Source organism: Roseovarius conchicola, assembly GCF_041403425.1.
Classification (GTDB): domain Bacteria; phylum Pseudomonadota; class Alphaproteobacteria; order Rhodobacterales; family Rhodobacteraceae; genus Roseovarius; species Roseovarius conchicola.
In genome coordinates this window covers 57,233-73,057 of record NZ_JBGEHK010000006.1, presented here as the reverse complement: position 1 = coordinate 73,057, position 15,825 = coordinate 57,233, and the positions used below count along the sequence as shown (strand labels likewise).

General features: G+C 60.7%; 15 protein-coding genes and 1 tRNA gene. 10 read left to right on the top strand and 6 right to left on the bottom strand.

What is annotated here, in order from left to right:
• Positions 1 to 16: 16 nt before the first annotated feature.
• Both V6N02_RS16690 and V6N02_RS16685 read right to left on the bottom strand, forming a co-directional pair.
• Positions 17 to 811, bottom strand: coding sequence for a carbon-nitrogen hydrolase family protein (locus V6N02_RS16690; RefSeq protein WP_371227314.1), 795 nt, complete (start codon positions 809 to 811; stop codon positions 17 to 19).
• Positions 812 to 813: 2 nt separating this feature from the next.
• Entirely contained in the window at positions 814 to 1,971 is a 1,158-nt protein-coding gene (locus V6N02_RS16685; protein ID WP_371227312.1) for a M24 family metallopeptidase, read from the bottom strand.
• A 140-nt stretch (positions 1,972 to 2,111) separates the two neighbouring features.
• On the opposite strand from V6N02_RS16685, the gene V6N02_RS16680 reads away from it, so the two are divergent.
• Positions 2,112 to 2,798 (top strand): GntR family transcriptional regulator, encoded by a 687-nt coding sequence (locus tag V6N02_RS16680; RefSeq protein WP_371227310.1) that lies wholly within the window; start codon positions 2,112 to 2,114, stop codon positions 2,796 to 2,798.
• A 61-nt stretch (positions 2,799 to 2,859) separates the two neighbouring features.
• On the opposite strand, the gene lysM is transcribed toward V6N02_RS16680, so the two are convergent.
• The 3 genes from lysM to V6N02_RS16665 all read right to left on the bottom strand — a co-directional run bounded on the left by lysM (position 2,860) and on the right by V6N02_RS16665 (position 5,308).
• Positions 2,860 to 3,270 carry a peptidoglycan-binding protein LysM gene (lysM, locus tag V6N02_RS16675; RefSeq protein ID WP_371227308.1) on the bottom strand — a complete coding sequence of 137 codons (411 nt, stop codon included), beginning with the start codon at positions 3,268 to 3,270 and terminating at the stop codon, positions 2,860 to 2,862.
• 78 nt (positions 3,271 to 3,348) lie between these two features.
• Positions 3,349 to 5,145 (bottom strand): ABC transporter transmembrane domain-containing protein, encoded by a 1,797-nt coding sequence (locus V6N02_RS16670; protein WP_371227306.1) that lies wholly within the window; start codon positions 5,143 to 5,145, stop codon positions 3,349 to 3,351.
• 89 nt (positions 5,146 to 5,234) lie between these two features.
• A tRNA-Gly gene (locus V6N02_RS16665) sits at positions 5,235 to 5,308 on the bottom strand.
• Between the two features lie 177 nt (positions 5,309 to 5,485).
• Between V6N02_RS16665 and napF the strand changes: the two genes are divergently transcribed.
• Genes napF through V6N02_RS16630 form a run of 7 tightly spaced genes read left to right on the top strand, consistent with a single transcriptional unit; the run spans position 5,486 to position 11,702 of the window.
• Positions 5,486 to 5,992 (top strand): ferredoxin-type protein NapF, encoded by a 507-nt coding sequence (gene napF / locus V6N02_RS16660; protein WP_371227304.1) that lies wholly within the window; start codon positions 5,486 to 5,488, stop codon positions 5,990 to 5,992.
• Complete coding sequence (locus tag V6N02_RS16655; RefSeq protein ID WP_371227302.1) at positions 5,986 to 6,249, top strand: chaperone NapD; 264 nt, start codon at positions 5,986 to 5,988, stop codon at positions 6,247 to 6,249. The genes napF and V6N02_RS16655 overlap by 7 nt, the downstream gene beginning before the upstream one ends.
• 18 nt (positions 6,250 to 6,267) lie before the next feature.
• Positions 6,268 to 8,763, top strand: a complete 2,496-nt coding sequence (gene napA / locus V6N02_RS16650; protein WP_371227300.1) for a nitrate reductase catalytic subunit NapA — start codon at positions 6,268 to 6,270, stop codon at positions 8,761 to 8,763.
• Positions 8,764 to 8,789: 26 nt separating this feature from the next.
• Positions 8,790 to 9,608: a ferredoxin-type protein NapG gene (napG, locus tag V6N02_RS16645; protein ID WP_371227298.1), complete on the top strand. Its 819-nt coding sequence runs from the start codon at positions 8,790 to 8,792 to the stop codon at positions 9,606 to 9,608.
• On the top strand, positions 9,605 to 10,525 hold the full coding sequence (gene napH, locus V6N02_RS16640; protein ID WP_371227296.1) for a quinol dehydrogenase ferredoxin subunit NapH: 921 nt from the start codon (positions 9,605 to 9,607) through the stop codon (positions 10,523 to 10,525). The genes napG and napH overlap by 4 nt, the downstream gene beginning before the upstream one ends.
• Positions 10,526 to 10,547: 22 nt before the next feature.
• Positions 10,548 to 10,976: a nitrate reductase cytochrome c-type subunit gene (locus V6N02_RS16635; protein WP_371227294.1), complete on the top strand. Its 429-nt coding sequence runs from the start codon at positions 10,548 to 10,550 to the stop codon at positions 10,974 to 10,976.
• Between the two features lie 30 nt (positions 10,977 to 11,006).
• Complete coding sequence (locus V6N02_RS16630) at positions 11,007 to 11,702, top strand: NapC/NirT family cytochrome c (protein ID WP_371227292.1); 696 nt, start codon at positions 11,007 to 11,009, stop codon at positions 11,700 to 11,702.
• A gap of 88 nt (positions 11,703 to 11,790) precedes the next feature.
• Here V6N02_RS16630 and V6N02_RS16625 read toward each other — a convergent pair whose 3' ends face one another.
• Positions 11,791 to 13,791 (bottom strand): DEAD/DEAH box helicase, encoded by a 2,001-nt coding sequence (locus V6N02_RS16625; protein WP_371227290.1) that lies wholly within the window; start codon positions 13,789 to 13,791, stop codon positions 11,791 to 11,793.
• 247 nt (positions 13,792 to 14,038) lie between these two features.
• Here V6N02_RS16625 and V6N02_RS16620 point away from each other — a divergent pair, with 247 nt between their 5' ends.
• On the top strand, positions 14,039 to 14,938 hold the full coding sequence (locus V6N02_RS16620; RefSeq protein WP_371227288.1) for a MurR/RpiR family transcriptional regulator: 900 nt from the start codon (positions 14,039 to 14,041) through the stop codon (positions 14,936 to 14,938).
• Positions 14,939 to 14,942: 4 nt separating this feature from the next.
• Entirely contained in the window at positions 14,943 to 15,779 is an 837-nt protein-coding gene (locus tag V6N02_RS16615) for a transporter substrate-binding domain-containing protein (protein WP_371227286.1), read from the top strand.
• Positions 15,780 to 15,825 lie beyond the last annotated feature (46 nt).

The window sequence follows — 15,825 nt, the reverse complement described above, 5'->3', positions numbered from 1 at the left end:
AACTCAATGGGTAGACCTACTTCTTTGCGACCCGAAGCCCGTGCCGGTCTGTGAGATATGGCAGTCGAGCCTGTGCGGCGGCAACTTTGTCCAGGTCAAGGGTCGCATAGATCACCTCGGAAGCAGCACCGGCCCGCGCCAGTTCGTGGCCGTCAGGCGCCGCGACAAAGCTCTGGCCCAGAAATTCTAACCCGTTTTCGATGCCCGCGCTGTTGGCATAGGCCAGGAATACGCCGTTCTCATAGGCCCGGGTCGGGACCATGCGCTGTGCCACCCATTCCCACTGCGCTCCCAAAGCGGTTGGCGCGAGGATCAATTCGGCGCCCAGCCCCGCCACATGGCGAGCGGTTTCGGGAAATTCGATATCGTAACAGATCAGAGTGGCGATACGCACATCCCGATAAGTGAACAGGGTGCAACCATTCCCGGCAGTGAAGTAATCCCGCTCAAACCCCGGCGGAACGCCCAGTTTGCGATGCCCGCCCAAAACGGTGCCGTCCGGGCCAAAGCATTGGGCGCTGTTGAATATCGCGTCCCTGTCGCTCTCGACAAAGCCGTAGTGAATGGCAACGGAATGCGCCTTGGCCAGGCTGGCAATCGCAAGGGCCAAGGGGCCATCCGCCGGTTCAGCGCGCTCTGCAATAAGATCGCCGATATGATACCCGGTCGCGAACAACTCGGGCAGCAAGAGTAGGTCCGCGCCCTGCCTTGCCACCTCCGGCAATATGCCGGTCAGCCAGTCCAATCGCGCCTGCGAGGTGGACAGCGCGGCGGGGGATTGGCCAACAGCCAAGCGGAAGGTGCGGCCCATCGCTATTGATCCGTCACCAGCAAGGTGCGGGGATAGTCGGTGATGTATTCAAAGCCCGTTTCGGTCACCACAACCGAGTCCCCGATCCGCCCAGCGGTCACACCATCCACGGAAATGCCTCCATCCACCGCAAAGGTCATGCCTGCCTGCAACACGGTTTCATCGCCAGCCTTCAACTCGGGCGCTTCGAGATATGCCACTCCAATTGAGCGGCCCGTACGGTAGCCGGTTTCATATCCCCTCTCGGCGTAAACCTCATTGGCGGCGGCAGCCACCTCTTGCGCCTGAATGCCGGGGCGGATCGCGGCAATAGCGGCTTGCTGTGCGGCAATCGCTGCCTCCTGCACGCGTGCGCCCTCGTCCGAGACCTCGCCAATATGGAACATCCGGTCAAAGCCCAGCTTGTACTGTTTGAACTGCGCCATATTGCAGAAGCAGAAATAGACCGGATCGGCGCGTTCATAGGTCTTCACGCTGGCCCGGCGATGCACCATCGAGGCATCCCGCCCACTTTGCAGGATTTGCAGGTTGTGGATCATCGGCGAGACAAACCTGTCCCACCCCTTGTCGGTCAGGAACGTTGCCGCCTTGCGCGATCCGGCCTCGATCACGGCCAGCGCGCTTTCATATTCCTGCGCCCCTTCCCGCAGGCTGTGATGGGCCGCTTTCATCATCGCACCTGCGATCTGGCCTGCTTCTTTCATCACCTCAATCTCAAACGGTGTCTTGATCACGCGCATCTCGCCCAGCACCGGCGAGATATCTTTCAGCGGGACGCCGGGATAGGTCTCGTCCAGATGGTTGCGCACGATGGCAGGCAAGGTGCCGCGCTCGATCCAGATTTCATCCGGTGCATCGCCCAGCGCCCCGGCCAGTGCGCGGCCCCAACTTCGCTGACCCATATCCTCCCAAACGCGGATATCCTCGACCCATGTCATCGCGCCGACCATTTCGGATTCCATCAAGGGCGTGATCACGATCGGGGCCTCATCGACGCTGACCACCAACATGGTGGGGCGGCCAAATTCGATACCCAGATAGCCCCAGAATCCGGCCAAATAGGCGATGGACGATTCATCCGTGAAGACCGCGCGGGTGATGCCCTGATCCTTCATCCGGGTCTGCAGGGCAAGGGTGCGGATTTTGGCTTGGTCAAGCATGAATCTGTCCTCGCATTGTTGAGTCGAGTTGTCCCGATTTTTCTAAGCTGTATACAGCGAATGAGTCAATGATAGTGAAATGGCGGCTAATTGCGCAGAAACTGCCATTGATGTATGCAGGGTGCGATTGAGAGAGCGTGATGACCCACAGCACATATTCTGATGATGCGGATAAAAAAAGCACGGCTGAGAGCATACAGGCCGACATCCTGCAGCGCATTTGTTTTCTCGACTATCCCCCCGGCACCCCCTTGAAAGAGGCGGAACTGGCGGCTGAGTTTGGCGTTAGCCGCACACCGGTGCGCGACGCGATCGGCCGGATCAGCCATCTGGGTCTGGTTGAAACACGCAACGGGGTGGGCAGCGTGGTTGTGGCCCTACCTGCCGCCAAAATCCACCACGTCTATGCCATGCGTCTGGAGCTGGCCGGGTTAATCGGCACCATGTCGCCGCGCGCGATAAATGACGCGGATTGCCTTGCAGGCCATTCGTTGCTTGATGCGGCCACAGCATTGGCGAACCAGTTTGATCCCCGGCTTTATGTTGAGATCAATCACCAGCTTCACAGCCTCATCGCCAGCCTGATCGGCAACAGCGCGCTGCAATCCTTTTGGTGGCAGACCTATTATCAGGCCGCCAGCACCTGGTATCGCATGGCCAATCAACGGGGCCCGGATATGGCCGAGGCCCTGATCGGCGAGTTGCGCGACATCACCACCGCCCTTGATAACGGCGATTCCTCCGCCATCGGGTTCATTCAGCGCACTCATATCGGCTATGGGTATCAGCGGATCAAAACCCACCTTCTTGCGCCTGAGACGGCATAGCCACGAAAAAAACCCGGCACCTGTCGGGGCCGGGTTTTCAAACACTCAAGCGTTAGCTGGCTTATGCCATTGTGCCGCCCTGCGGAATGCGCAGACGCTGTCCAGGGTAAATCTTGTCCGGGTGGCTGAGCATCGGCTTGTTGGCCTCGAAAATCTCTTCGTAGCGCGCACCGTTGCCAAGGGTTTCGGTGGCAATCGCCCAAAGCGTGTCGCCCTTCTTGACCTCGTGGAACACCGGATCATCGCCGCCCGCGTTGTCTTCGACCGCGGCCACACCAGCGGCATTGCCCACCGCCATGATCACCTTTTCCTTAACTTCCTGGCTCACGGCCGTGCCGGAAACCTTCACTACATCGCCCTCGACAGCGATGTCTAGACCTGCAGTATCCAGGCCCAGTTCCTCGACCTCTTTTTGCAGGGCTTCCGCTTCGGGCGGCTCTTCTTCGCCCTTCCAGAAATTCCAAAATCCCATCGTCCGTACCTCTCTGATGTTCTGAACAGATGCCAACATCATCGCGATCACGGCTTTGCGAACAAGGGGGAAAACGCTCTACGCTGCCTCAGACCCGGTGAATTGCAGCCGTGCCAGGCGCGCATAAAGCCCGCCTTCGGCGACCAGGCTGTCATGGGTGCCGGTGGCGACGATGCGCCCTTCATCCATCACGATGATGCGGTCTGCCTGCTTCACGGTGGCCAGCCGGTGGGCCACGATGATCGTCGTGCGGGTGCGGGCCATCGCTTCGACCGCCTGCTGCACAGCGCGCTCGCTTTCGGCATCCAACGCCGATGTGGCCTCGTCCAGCAACAGCACAGGCGCATCCCGCAGGATCGCACGGGCGATGGCAATGCGTTGTTTTTGCCCGCCCGACAGCATCACGCCACGTTCACCCACATAGGTGTCATAGCCCTGCGGCATTGCACTGATAAACTCGTGCGCGGCAGCAGCACGGGCGGCCTCTTCAACCTCGGCGTCCGTGGCATCCAGGCGGCCAAAGCGAATGTTGTCGCGCGCAGAGGCGGCGAAAATCACCGGGTCCTGCGGGACCAGCGCCATGGATTTGCGGAAGTCCTCCCGCCGCATCTGCTGCAGCGGCACTTCGTCAAAGGTGATCTGCCCGGCATCCGGGTCATAGAACCGCTGGATCAGCTGAATGATGGTGGTCTTACCGGCCCCCGACGGACCAACAAGGGCGACCGTTTCACCCGGCGCAATATCAAGGTCGAACCCATTCAGTGCCTTCGTCTCCGGACGCGCCGGGTAGTGGAAACTGACATCCTCAAACCGGATCGCGCCCTTGGTAGGGGTCGGCAGCGCTGTGGGGTTGGCAAGATCAACGACCTTGTCTTCGGCCTGCAACAGCTCGACCAGACGCTCGGTAGCGCCTGCGGCGCGTTGCAACTCGCCCCAGATCTCCGACAGGGCCGCGACAGCCCCGGCCACCATCACCGAATAGATCACGAACTGGATCAGCATACCCGGCGTCATCGTGCCCTGACGGACTGCGTTCGCGCCCATCCAGAGCACGCCGACAATGCCAGTAAAAACAAGGAAAATAACGATGATTGTCATCAGGGCGCGCGTGTTCACCCGGCGGTGCGCGGCACCATAACTGCGCTCGGTAATGTCGGAAAACTGCGTGCGACTGGCGTCCTCATGGGTGAAGGCCTGCACGGTCTGCACACTCAGCAGCGCCTCTGATGCATTGCCCGAGCTGGCGGCGATCCAATCCTGGTTCTCGCGGCTAAGGCCTCGCAGTTTCCGCCCCAGCACAAGGATCGGTACGATTACCAAAGGCACGATCAAAAGCACCATCCCGGTCAGCTTGGCCGAGGTGAACAGCATCAGGATTAATCCGCCCACGAAAATCAGCAGGTTGCGCAGCGCAATGGATATGGACGAACCGATGACGCTGAGGATCAGCGTCGTGTCCGTGGTGATCCGGCTGAGCACTTCGCCGGTCAGGATGTTTTCGAAATAGGCCGGGCTCATCCCGATCACGCGGTCAAACACCGCCTTGCGGATATCCGCAACCACCCGTTCGCCTAAACGCGTGACCAGCAGATAGCGCAGCCCGGTACCAACCGCCAGCAGCGCGGCAATGCCCAGGGCAGCCGTGAAGTAGTAATCCAGGATCGCGCCATCCTCGACGCTGAAATTATCAACCACCCGACGCACGGCCATCGGCAGGATCAGCGACACCGTCGCCGTCAGGACAAGCGCCAGTACAGCGGAAACCACCAGTACGCGGTAAGGCTTCAGGAACGGCCATAGCTCGGCAAGCGCGCCAATCTGCTTTGACTTGTCCCGATCCAGACTTTCGGCCCCTTCCGGGGATCTGCGGACCATGGTGTCTCCCTCGTTCCGTAAACTGCACGCGTTTTGGCGGGCAACGCCAAGGGCGTCAATAGCCAGATGTGTCACAGGAGATTTTGGCTTGGAGCGGGCGGCGGGAATCGAACCCGCGTCATCAGCTTGGAAGGCTGAGGTCTTACCACTACACAACGCCCGCACTACGGGTTGAGCGATTACTTGATGGGGTCTGGCGCGTCAAGTCGGACCTTTGGCAAAGGCCCTTCGGATCGCAAAAAATGCAACGCTTCGCTTGATTAAAGTCAAACACTTTTTCGCCCCGATCAGGCACAATCTGGGGTGGAAATCATGCGATTGTCGAGAACGGAGGCAAAAGGTGGTTGAGCGCTCGACAAGACGCGCTTTTTTGCGTGGACGCTTTCAAGATACAAATGAGATACGTCCGCCGGGTGCCGCGCCTTGGCAAAGCTTTCTGGACACCTGTACGCGTTGTTCGGATTGCGCAAACGCCTGCCCTGAACAGATCATCACGCTTGATACAGACGGTTTGCCCGTCGTTGATCCCCGGCTCGGGGCCTGCACGTTTTGCGGTGCCTGCACCGAGGCATGCCCGACCAAGGCACTGACCGCCGGACAGCCATGGCTCTGGCATGCTGCAATCGCATCCACCTGCCTGTCAATGAACGGAGTACAGTGCCGCGCCTGCGAAGATTACTGCGACGACCGGGCGATCCGCTTTCGCCTGGCTTTGGCCGGCAAGGCCTCCCCCGAGATCGACCTTGAGGCATGCACCGGGTGCGGTGCCTGCGTCGCCCCCTGCCCGGTCAACGCCGTCACATTGGCCCGCGCGCCCCAGCCCATAAAGGAGACCGCGACATGCTGAATATCTGCGGATGTCTGGTTCATGCCATGCCCGAACGGGCCGAGGACATCATCACCGCCATCAATGCCGCCGAGGGCAGCGAAGTGCACGCCCACGAGGACGGGCGCATCGTTATCACCGTCGAAGACACCGAAACGCGCCGCGCCTCCGAGCAGATCATGGAGCTGCACCAGATCCCCGGCGTGCTGACTATTTCGCTGACATACCACCACTTTGAAGAGGCCGAGACCCCCGACGCCCCTATCCTGCAACACTGAGCCTGGGAGGCTAGCCAGATGACCACATCCCGCCGTTCTTTCCTCAAAGCCACCGCCGCTGCGGCCACCGCATCCGCCGCGGGCATCAATATGCCTGATCAGGCCGCTGCACAGGCACGCGCCTCGGATATCCGCTGGGACAAGGCCGCCTGCCGGTTCTGCGGCACCGGGTGCTCCGTGCTCGTAGGCGTCAAAGATGGCCGCGTTGTTGCCACCCAGGGCGACCCCGAAGCGCCGGTAAACCGGGGCCTGAACTGTATCAAGGGCTATTTCCTGTCCAAGATCATGTATGGCTCGGACCGGCTGACAACGCCGCTTCTGCGCAAATCAGGTGGGGTTTATGACAAGGAAGGCGAGTTCGAGCCGGTCAGTTGGGACGAGGCCTTCCAGGTCATGTCGACCAAGTGGAAAGATGCGATTGCCAAGAAGGGACCAACCGCCGTGTCGATGTTTGGCTCGGGGCAATGGACCGTCTGGGAAGGCTATGCTGCCGCCAAATTCATGAAGGCCGGTTTGCGCAGCAACAATATCGACCCCAATGCGCGTCACTGCATGGCCTCGGCCGTGGCCGCCTTCATCCGCGGCTTTGGCATCGACGAGCCGATGGGGTGTTACGACGATCTCGAACATGCCGATACGTTTGTGCTCTGGGGCTCGAACATGGCCGAGATGCACCCGATCCTGTGGTCACGCCTGACCGATACGCGCCTGACCAAGCCGGGCTGCGAGGTGCATGTGCTTTCGACATTCGAACACCGCAGCTTCGAACTGGCTGACAACGGCATGATCTTCACGCCACAGACCGACCTGGCGATCCTCAACTATATCGCCAACTACATCATCCAGAACGGCGCGGTGAACGAGGAGTTCGTCAAGAACCACGTCAATATCACCAAGACGGCGACCGATATTGGCTATGGCCTGCGCCCCAACAACCCGCTGGAAGAGGCCGCCACCAACCCCTCCCATGAGGGCAAGCACGGCAAGCTGACCAAGATCACTTTCGAGGAATACGCCGAAGCCGTCAGCGAATACACGGTGGAGAGAGTGTCAGAGCTTTCGGGCGTACCCGCAGCCAAGCTTGAACGCCTGGCCCAGCAATATGCCGACCCCAACCGCAAGGTCATGTCGCTCTGGACCATGGGGTTCAACCAGCACACCCGCGGCTCTTGGGTGAATGGGCTGATGTATAACGTCCACCTGCTTGTGGGTAAAATCTCGGAACCGGGCAACTCACCCTTCTCGCTGACCGGGCAACCCTCGGCGTGCGGCACTGCGCGCGAAGTGGGCACCTTCGCCCACCGTCTGCCTGCCGACATGGTGGTGATGAAGGAAGAACACCGCGACATCTGCGAAACCGCCTGGGGTATCCCGAAAGGCACCATTCCGGGCAAGCCGGGCTTCCACGCCGTGTTGCAGCACCGGATGCTGAAGGATGGCAAGCTGAACTGCCACTGGGTGCAATGCACCAACAACCTGCAGGCGGCGCCCAACATGAATGACGAAGGGTATCCGGGCTATCGCAACCCGGAAAACTTTATCGTCGTGTCCGATCCCTACCCGACCGTCACGGCCATAAATGCCGACCTGATCCTGCCCACCGCCATGTGGGTCGAGAAAGAAGGGGCCTATGGCAACGCCGAACGACGCACCCAGTTCTGGCGCCAACAGGTGGCCGCACCGGGCGAGGCCAAGTCGGATGTCTGGCAGGTCATGGAATTCTCGAAATACTTCAAGACCGAAGAAGTCTGGCCCGCCGAACTGCTGGATCAGAAACCGGAGCTGCGCGGCAAAACCCTGTTCGAGGTGCTGTTCGCCAATGGGGTGGTCGACAAATACCCGACCTCCGAAGTGGCAGACGGGTTTGACAACGACGAATCCAAGGATTTCGGTTTCTATGTCCAGAAGGGTCTGTTCGAGGAATACGCCGCCTTTGGCCGCGGGCATGCCCACGACCTGGCCGATTTCGACACCTATCACGCCTCGCGCGGTCTGCGCTGGCCGGTGGTGGATGGCAAGGAAACGCTCTATCGCTTCCGTGAAGGCTATGACCCCTATGTGGAGGCTGGCAAAGGCGTTCAGTTCTACGGCAAGCCTGATGGCAAGGCCAACATCATCTTCGCGCCCTATGAAGCCCCTGCAGAATCCCCGGATGAGGAGTTTGATCTGTGGTTCGTTACCGGCCGTGTGCTGGAGCACTGGCACTCGGGCTCGATGACGCGGCGAGTGCCGGAACTGCATCGCTCGTTCCCCTTCGCGATGGTGTTCATGCATCCCGATGACGCCAAGGACCGCGGCCTGCGCCGGGGTCAGGAGATCGAGATTTCCACCCGTCGCGGCTCGGTTCTGAGCCGGGTGGAAACCCGGGGCCGGAACAAGATGCCCAAAGGTGTCGTCTTCATGCCGTGGTTTGACGAGGGTCAGCTGACCAACAAGCTGACTTTGGATGCCACCTGCCCGATCTCGAAAGAGACCGACTTCAAGAAATGCGCCTGCAAGGTTGAACGCGCATAACGACACCACTTCAAAAGGCCAGCACAATGTCCGCCAGCTTGACCAAACCCCGCACCGCCATGAACCGGCGTCGCTTCCTTCAGGATGCGGCCCGGGCGGCGACAGGGTGCAGCCTGGCGGGCGCTGGCCTTGCGTATTTTGTAACCGACGCCCGCGCTCTCCCAGCGCAGGCGTTGCGGCCCCCGGGGGCCCTGCCCGAGGCGGATTTCCTGGGGGCCTGCATTCGCTGCGGGCTATGCGTGCGCGATTGCCCCTATGACACGCTGTCCTTGGCCGAGCTTGGATTTGACGGCCCGGCCACAGGTACGCCCTTCTTCACCGCACGCGATATCCCTTGCGAGATGTGTGACGACATCCCCTGCGTCGTCGCCTGCCCGACCGGTGCGCTGGATCCCAACCTGACCGATATCGACGATGCCGACATGGGTGTGGCCGTTCTGGTGGACGAAGAAACCTGCCTCAACGCGCTCGGACTGCGCTGTGACGTATGTTACCGCGTCTGCCCCGCGATTGACGAGGCGATCACGCTGGAACGCAGCCACAACGAACGCTCGGGCCACCATGCCATGTTCATGCCGACCGTGCATTCCGATGCCTGCACTGGCTGTGGCAAATGTGAAAAGTCCTGCGTGCTGCCCGAAGCCGCGATCAAAGTGCTGCCTCAGCGCCTGGCCAAGGGTGCAGCCGCCGAACACTATAAACTGGGCTGGGACAACCCCGATCCGCTTGTGGATGAGTTGATCGACCTGCCCGACCGCCTGCCGGGACCGGGCACCGACAATCTGGCAGCGCCCGGCGGGTTTGAACCCACTTTCAAACTGCCAACGGGAGGGGCGGGCCAATGAGCACCAAGACCTCCCTTCCCACCGGGCAAGAGGCCATCGCCGTCAAAGGCTGGATTGGCGCGCATCGCTACCTGTTGCTGCGACGGGCCTCACAATTGTTCTTTCTTGCGCTCTTCCTCTTGGGGCCATGGGCCGGGATCTGGTGGGTCAAAGGCAATCTTGCCGGGTCGATGACCTTCGATTTTCTTCCCCTCACCGATCCGATGATCCTGCTGCAAACCGCCCTTGCCGGGCATCTTCCCGAGCTTACAGCCCTTATCGGCGCGCTGATTGTCGTGCTGGCCTATGCGCTGATTGGCGGGCGGGTCTACTGTAGCTGGGTTTGCCCGATCAACCCGGTCACGGATGCGGCCCATTGGCTGCATGTGAAACTGGGCATGCCCAAAGGCTGGCAGCCCAAACGCAGTACGCGGTACTGGATTCTGGGTATGGTTCTGGTCGTCTCGGCGATCACCGGCACCGTGGCATGGGAGGCGATTAACCCCGTCACCATGGTGCATCGCGGATTGGTCTTTGGCCTCGGGATGGCCTGGGCGGTTATCCTCGCGGTCTTTGCCTTTGATGTTTTTGCCGCGCGGCGGGGATGGTGCTCGCATCTCTGCCCGGTGGGGGCGTTCTATGGTCTGCTGGGCCAGAAACAGCTGCTCCGCGTCAGCGCCCCAAACCGCGCTGCCTGTGACGATTGCATGGATTGCTTTGCCGTCTGCCCCGAAATGCACGTGATCACCCCCGCCCTGCGCGGCGGAGACGATGACACCCCGCTGATCCTCAGCCCCGATTGCACCAATTGCGGGCGCTGCATCGATGTCTGTTCCGTCGATGTCTTCGCCTTCACCCACCGTTTTGACACTTCGCCAGCGCCAGGCCGCGTCGCGCCGACCCGTTCTGACACTTCCAAGGCCAACTACGCGGCCTGACCCATCAACAGGAGACGCTCCAATGAAGAAAAGCGCCAGCATCATCGCCATCGCCTCGCTGCTTGCAGCCACTGTCACGATCGCTCAATCCGCAGACACAGGGGTTACGACCCTGCGCAACGGGGGCGTCGAGGGCACTGTTCCGCTTGAGAACACGTATCGCCAGGACGAACAACGCTTCGTGCGTAACTATCGTCAGCAACCGCCGCTGGTCCCCCATGCGGTGGATCAGTATCAGGTCGACCTCAAGGCCAACCGCTGCCTCAGCTGCCATGACTGGAGCAATGCAGGTGAACGCAACGCGCCCACCCTGTCGATGACCCACTATCTGGACCGCGATGGCAACCAGCTGGACGTGGTCGCAGGCACCCGCTGGTTCTGCAGCCAGTGCCATGTCCCGCAGGTGGATGCCCCTGCCCTGATCGATAATGAATTTACCCCCTCGCACTAAGTGTGGGACGCATAAAAGAGGACGTGCACCATGTCTGCTGAAAATCCCGGTTTCATTCGCCGCCTGTGGCGGTCTTTCAGGTCCCCGACCGGGGCCTACTCGCTTGGCTCTCTGCTGATCGTCGGTTTTGTGGTCGGGGTTGTGTTCTGGGGCGGGTTCCACACGGCGATGGAAGCCACCAACACCGAGAAGTTCTGCATCTCCTGTCACGAGATGAAAGAAAATGTCTTTGCCGAGTATGAGGGCACGATACACCAGAACAACCACTCGGGCGTGCGCGCCACCTGCCCGGATTGCCACGTCCCCAAGGCCTGGGGGCCAAAGGTGGTCCGCAAGATTCAGGCCACCAAGGAACTCTATGGTCACTTCATCGGCATCATCGACACGCCCGAGAAGTTTGAAGCCCACCGGCTGGAGATGGCGACGCGGGTCTGGGCGGCGATGAAACGCACCGACAGCCGCGAATGCCGCAACTGCCACAACTTTGATTACATGGACCTGACTCAGCAGGAAACCCGCGCCGCAGACAACCACCAACGTGGATTTGACGCAGGCCAAACCTGCATCGATTGCCACCAGGGGATCGCGCATGAACTGCCCGAAGACTGGATGGATGGGTATGAGGGGGTGCTGGACGATCTGGCCAAGGCCGACCTTTTGCCGCCAGTGCCCTCGCACGATGTGGCGCAGGCCGATGACATCCGCAGCTATGTCGGGGCTGACTAAGCCTTTCGGAACCGGGATGTAAGCGTAAAGGGCCGCGCAGCAAAAGCTGGCGTGGCTCTTTTATGTTCTGCCCCAAAGCTGAGGCCGCTCAGGACTTTCCGCGATTTTTTGCGCCGCCCGGTTTGCGTGTCTTGCCTTGCCCGCCCTTTGCGGTCTCGGCCTTTGCTGCCGCTCGGCGTGCGCGGTTCTTCTTGCTCGATGGTTTGCCCACTGGGGGTTTCGGACCTTTCCAATGCCCGTCCTTTCCGCCCGAACGGTCGGATTTTCCGTCGCTCGACTTGCGCGGTGTCCATGGGTCCTCCCCGGTGCCAGCGCGCTGGGTATCCTTGCCGTGGCGGGGCTTTCTCTGTTGGGCAGTTTTTGCACCGGGCTTTGGCTTTTTCACCCGTGGTTTTGGATCATCGTTCCACTCGACCGGCGTGGTTGTTCCAGGTGTCTTACCCTTTGAAGCCGTTTCATGCTGTCGCGGTTTACCCCGCTTTGGCCCCGAAGGTTTTTCTGACCTTGGTCCACGATCCAGTTTCGGTGGTTTAGCCAGACGCGTCAGTGTTGCACCCTCTTCCAACGTCATATCCGGACCAATAGCCGCCAGAAAACCCTCGACTGCCGTCTCCCGTAACTCGATCAGAGAGGCGTCGGGCTGAATGCGAATGGCCCCGATGTCCTCGCGCGAGACGTTGCCCATCTTGCACAGCATCGGCAGCAGCCTGCGCGGCTCGGCCCCCGCTGCCCGCCCACCGGCTAGCGAAAACCAGACGCTTGGCCCAAAGGGCGCGCGCGGTTTGGCCGGCTCGTTAACATCTGACAGATCCTCGGGCGCTGAATGGCGTTCGCGGTAGAGCCGCAGATACGCTGCCGCGATTTGCTCGGCACTGAAATTGTCCATCAAGCGGGCGACGGTGGTGCTGTCAGACTCGGCCACCGGTTCATGCCAGTCGGGATTGGCCAGCATCCGCTCTTCATCTTTGGCCGACACCGCCTCGGCCGACGGGGCCTCACCCCACTCGGCAGACAGCTTGGCCCAGCCCAGCAGCCGCTCGGCCTTGCGCCGGGCTGCGGGCGGCACGATCATCGCACTCACCCCTTTGCGCCCGGCGCGGCCCGTCCGGCCCGAGCGGTGCAACAGCGTTTCCTGATTGCTTGGCAGCTCCGCATGGATCACCAGATCGAGATTGGGCAGATCAATGCCGCGCGCCGCCACATCCGTGGCCACGCAAACCCGGGCACGCCCGTCGCGCATCGCCTGAAGGGCGTGTGTGCGTTCAGACTGAGACAGCTCGCCCGACAGGGCCACAACGGAAAAGCCGCGATTGGACAGCCGCGTGGTCAGCCGGTTCACCATCGCGCGGGTGTTGCAGAACACGATGGCATTGGGGGCCTCGTAAAAGCGCAGCACGTTGATGATCGCATTCTCGCCATCGCGCGGCGAGACCCGATAGGCGCGATACTCGATATCGGCATGCTGGCTTGACCCGCTTGTGGTGGCGATGCGCAACGCATCCTTTTGATAGCTCTTGGCCAGTTTGGCGATGGCGGGCGGAACCGTAGCGGAAAACAGCAATGTCTGACGCTCTTCCGGAGCATTTTCCAGAATGAACTCAAGATCTTCGCGAAAGCCGAGGTCCAGCATCTCGTCCGCTTCGTCCAGCACGACGGCCTTCAATGCGCTCAGATTGATCGAGCCGCGCATGATATGGTCGCGCAGCCGTCCGGGCGTCGCGACAACGATATGCGCCCCGCGTGCCAGAGCACGCCGCTCGTCCCGCATATCCATCCCGCCCACGGTCGAGGCCACAACAGCCCCGGCCTTGGCAAACAGCCAGGCCAACTCGCGCTTGACCTGCAACGCCAGTTCGCGCGTCGGGGCAATCACCAGCGCCAAGGGCCCATCGGCGGCGTCAAACACATCGCTGTCGCCCAGCAGGCCGGGTGCAATCGCAAGGCCAAACCCAAGGGTTTTGCCTGATCCGGTTTGCGCCGAAACCAAAAGGTCCTTGCCTGTGGTGTCGGGTGCGGTGACCGCCTCCTGCACCGCGGTGAGGGTGGTATATCCGCGCGCATCCAGCGCCTCTGCCAAGGTCTTCTTCACAGCCGTTCCAAATCCGTCATGTTTCAGGGGGGATGCAGGCCCTTTATCGCGAAGCCTGCTGTCAAGGGGCCGCATCTAGCCCTTTGGCGACGGGATGTACAGGTCTGTTACCGTGTTTGGTTCAACCAAATGCGACAAGCACGCATGAAAAATGGGCTGCGTTCAGCAAAGATCACACGGCTTGACCTGCTGTGTTTCATATGTTTCAGTTTCCTATGTTTGGAAAAAATTGCTACAGAAGCCGGCCATGACCTCTCAGGCGGTTTCGGATCGGCTCACAACTGAAACGTTGAGATCGCTCAGCCCGCAGCTGCGCAAGGCCGCGCGATATGTCGTGGAACACCCCGGCGAGGTTGCGACGCGCTCACAACGCCACGTCGCGCGCACCGCCAAACTGTCGGCCCCGACCTTCACTCGATTGGCCCATGCCATCGGCTATGACAGCTATGACGAACTGCGCGACCTGTGTCGCGCCGAGGTGATGCAGCCACGCACCCTTTTGGCCGAAAAAGCGCAGACACTGGTCGAGGCAGGCAGCGAAACACCCGATAAAACAGCGTTTTTTACCCAGCACGCTTTGGCCGGGGTGCAAAACATCGAGACGTCACTGGGCCATCTGGACCATGACGATCTGGGTGCGCTGGTCACGAGATTGGCCAAGGCGCGCCGCGTCGTTTTGGTCGGGGTGATGAGTGCCCGGCCTATTTTGGAATACACCGCCTATATCGCAAACATGTCGCTGGGCGGGTGGTCTTTGCTGGGGCGCGACGGGGATGGCGCAGCAGGCATACTGGCCGATCTTGGCCCCGAGGACGCCGCGCTGGTGTTCAGTATCGCGCCCTATGCCGCCACCAGCGTTGCATTGGCGCGACACCTGAAAGCGGCGAATGTGCCGGTGATCGCGGTGACGGACAACCACCTGTCTCCACTGACCGAGGGCGCACAGCATTGCGTCTATCTCAGCACCGGCAGCCCACAGTTTTTCCCATCGCATGTTGCCGCGATGGTTTTTTTCGAAGCGGTAATCGGTATGGTTATCAGAGAAAGAGGGGGCGACTCTCAAAGAAAAATCGCCCGCGTGGAACTTCAAAACCACGAACTCGGAGAATACTGGCAGGACAAACCAGCCAGAGACAAGGGAGACTAACACCATGAAAAAGACACTGACCACAGCGGCCAGCGCCCTGGCACTGACCGCGATGACAACAAGCGCGGCTTTCGCCGAATGCACCAACGAGCGTTGGAATTCGGTGATGGAGCGCGGCACATTGGTTGTCGGCGTGAAGGCCGATTACAAGCCCTGGGGGTTCCGCGATGAAAGCGGCAACATCGTGGGCATGGAAATTGACATGGCCGCAGACGTCGCCCGCGCCATGGGCGTGGAGCTGGAATTGGTGGCGGTGCAATCCTCCAACCGGATGCAGTTCCTGGAGCAAGGCAAGATTGACTTGATGATCGCCACCATGTCCGACCGCGCCGACCGCCGCGAGATCGTCGGTATCGTGGGGCCAAACTATTACACTTCGGGCACCAACGTTATGTCGCCCAAGGCACTGGGTTTCACAGAATGGGAAGACTTGCGCGGCAAGCCGGTTTGTGGCAAGCAAGGTGCCTTCTATAACCAGATCGTCGAAGAGCGCTATGGCGTTGAAATTGTGGCCTTTACCGGAAATGCCGAGGCGAAACAGGCACTGCGCGACAAGAAATGCGTCGCCTGGGTTTATGACGACAGCTCGATCGGCTCTGATCTGGCCTCGGGAAACTGGGACGAGTTTGAAATGCCGCTCAGTTCGGAAGACGACAACCCCTGGGGTCTGGCCGTTCCCATCGAAGAGCAGGATTGCGTCTTTGGCAACTTCATGTCGGGTATGCAGTACAACTGGCACCGCGATGGCACGCTCATAGAGTTGGAAGCCAAGTGGGGCATCAAACCCACCGCCTACCTGGCCGATAAGGCCGAGCGGTATGGCGATTGGCTGGCTGAGTAATCCGGCCCTGCAACGGCGCCCTTCCCCAGCGGGAGGGGCGCAAATG

What these genes read in the sequence shown, in the direction of transcription:
- napA (WP_371227300.1), top strand. Translation starts at nt 6,268, where the DNA reads ATGACCACATCCCGCCGTTCTTTCCTCAAAGCCACCGCCGCTGCGGCC.
- napH (WP_371227296.1), top strand. Translation starts at nt 9,605, where the DNA reads ATGAGCACCAAGACCTCCCTTCCCACCGGGCAAGAGGCCATCGCCGTC.
- V6N02_RS16685 (WP_371227312.1), bottom strand. Translation starts at nt 1,971, where the DNA reads ATGCTTGACCAAGCCAAAATCCGCACCCTTGCCCTGCAGACCCGGATG.
- V6N02_RS16690 (WP_371227314.1), bottom strand. Translation starts at nt 811, where the DNA reads ATGGGCCGCACCTTCCGCTTGGCTGTTGGCCAATCCCCCGCCGCGCTG.
- V6N02_RS16630 (WP_371227292.1), top strand. Translation starts at nt 11,007, where the DNA reads ATGTCTGCTGAAAATCCCGGTTTCATTCGCCGCCTGTGGCGGTCTTTC.
- V6N02_RS16635 (WP_371227294.1), top strand. Translation starts at nt 10,548, where the DNA reads ATGAAGAAAAGCGCCAGCATCATCGCCATCGCCTCGCTGCTTGCAGCC.
- napG (WP_371227298.1), top strand. Translation starts at nt 8,790, where the DNA reads ATGTCCGCCAGCTTGACCAAACCCCGCACCGCCATGAACCGGCGTCGC.
- V6N02_RS16615 (WP_371227286.1), top strand. Translation starts at nt 14,943, where the DNA reads ATGAAAAAGACACTGACCACAGCGGCCAGCGCCCTGGCACTGACCGCG.
- lysM (WP_371227308.1), bottom strand. Translation starts at nt 3,270, where the DNA reads ATGGGATTTTGGAATTTCTGGAAGGGCGAAGAAGAGCCGCCCGAAGCG.
- V6N02_RS16670 (WP_371227306.1), bottom strand. Translation starts at nt 5,145, where the DNA reads ATGGTCCGCAGATCCCCGGAAGGGGCCGAAAGTCTGGATCGGGACAAG.
- V6N02_RS16680 (WP_371227310.1), top strand. Translation starts at nt 2,112, where the DNA reads ATGACCCACAGCACATATTCTGATGATGCGGATAAAAAAAGCACGGCT.
- V6N02_RS16655 (WP_371227302.1), top strand. Translation starts at nt 5,986, where the DNA reads ATGCTGAATATCTGCGGATGTCTGGTTCATGCCATGCCCGAACGGGCC.
- V6N02_RS16620 (WP_371227288.1), top strand. Translation starts at nt 14,039, where the DNA reads ATGACCTCTCAGGCGGTTTCGGATCGGCTCACAACTGAAACGTTGAGA.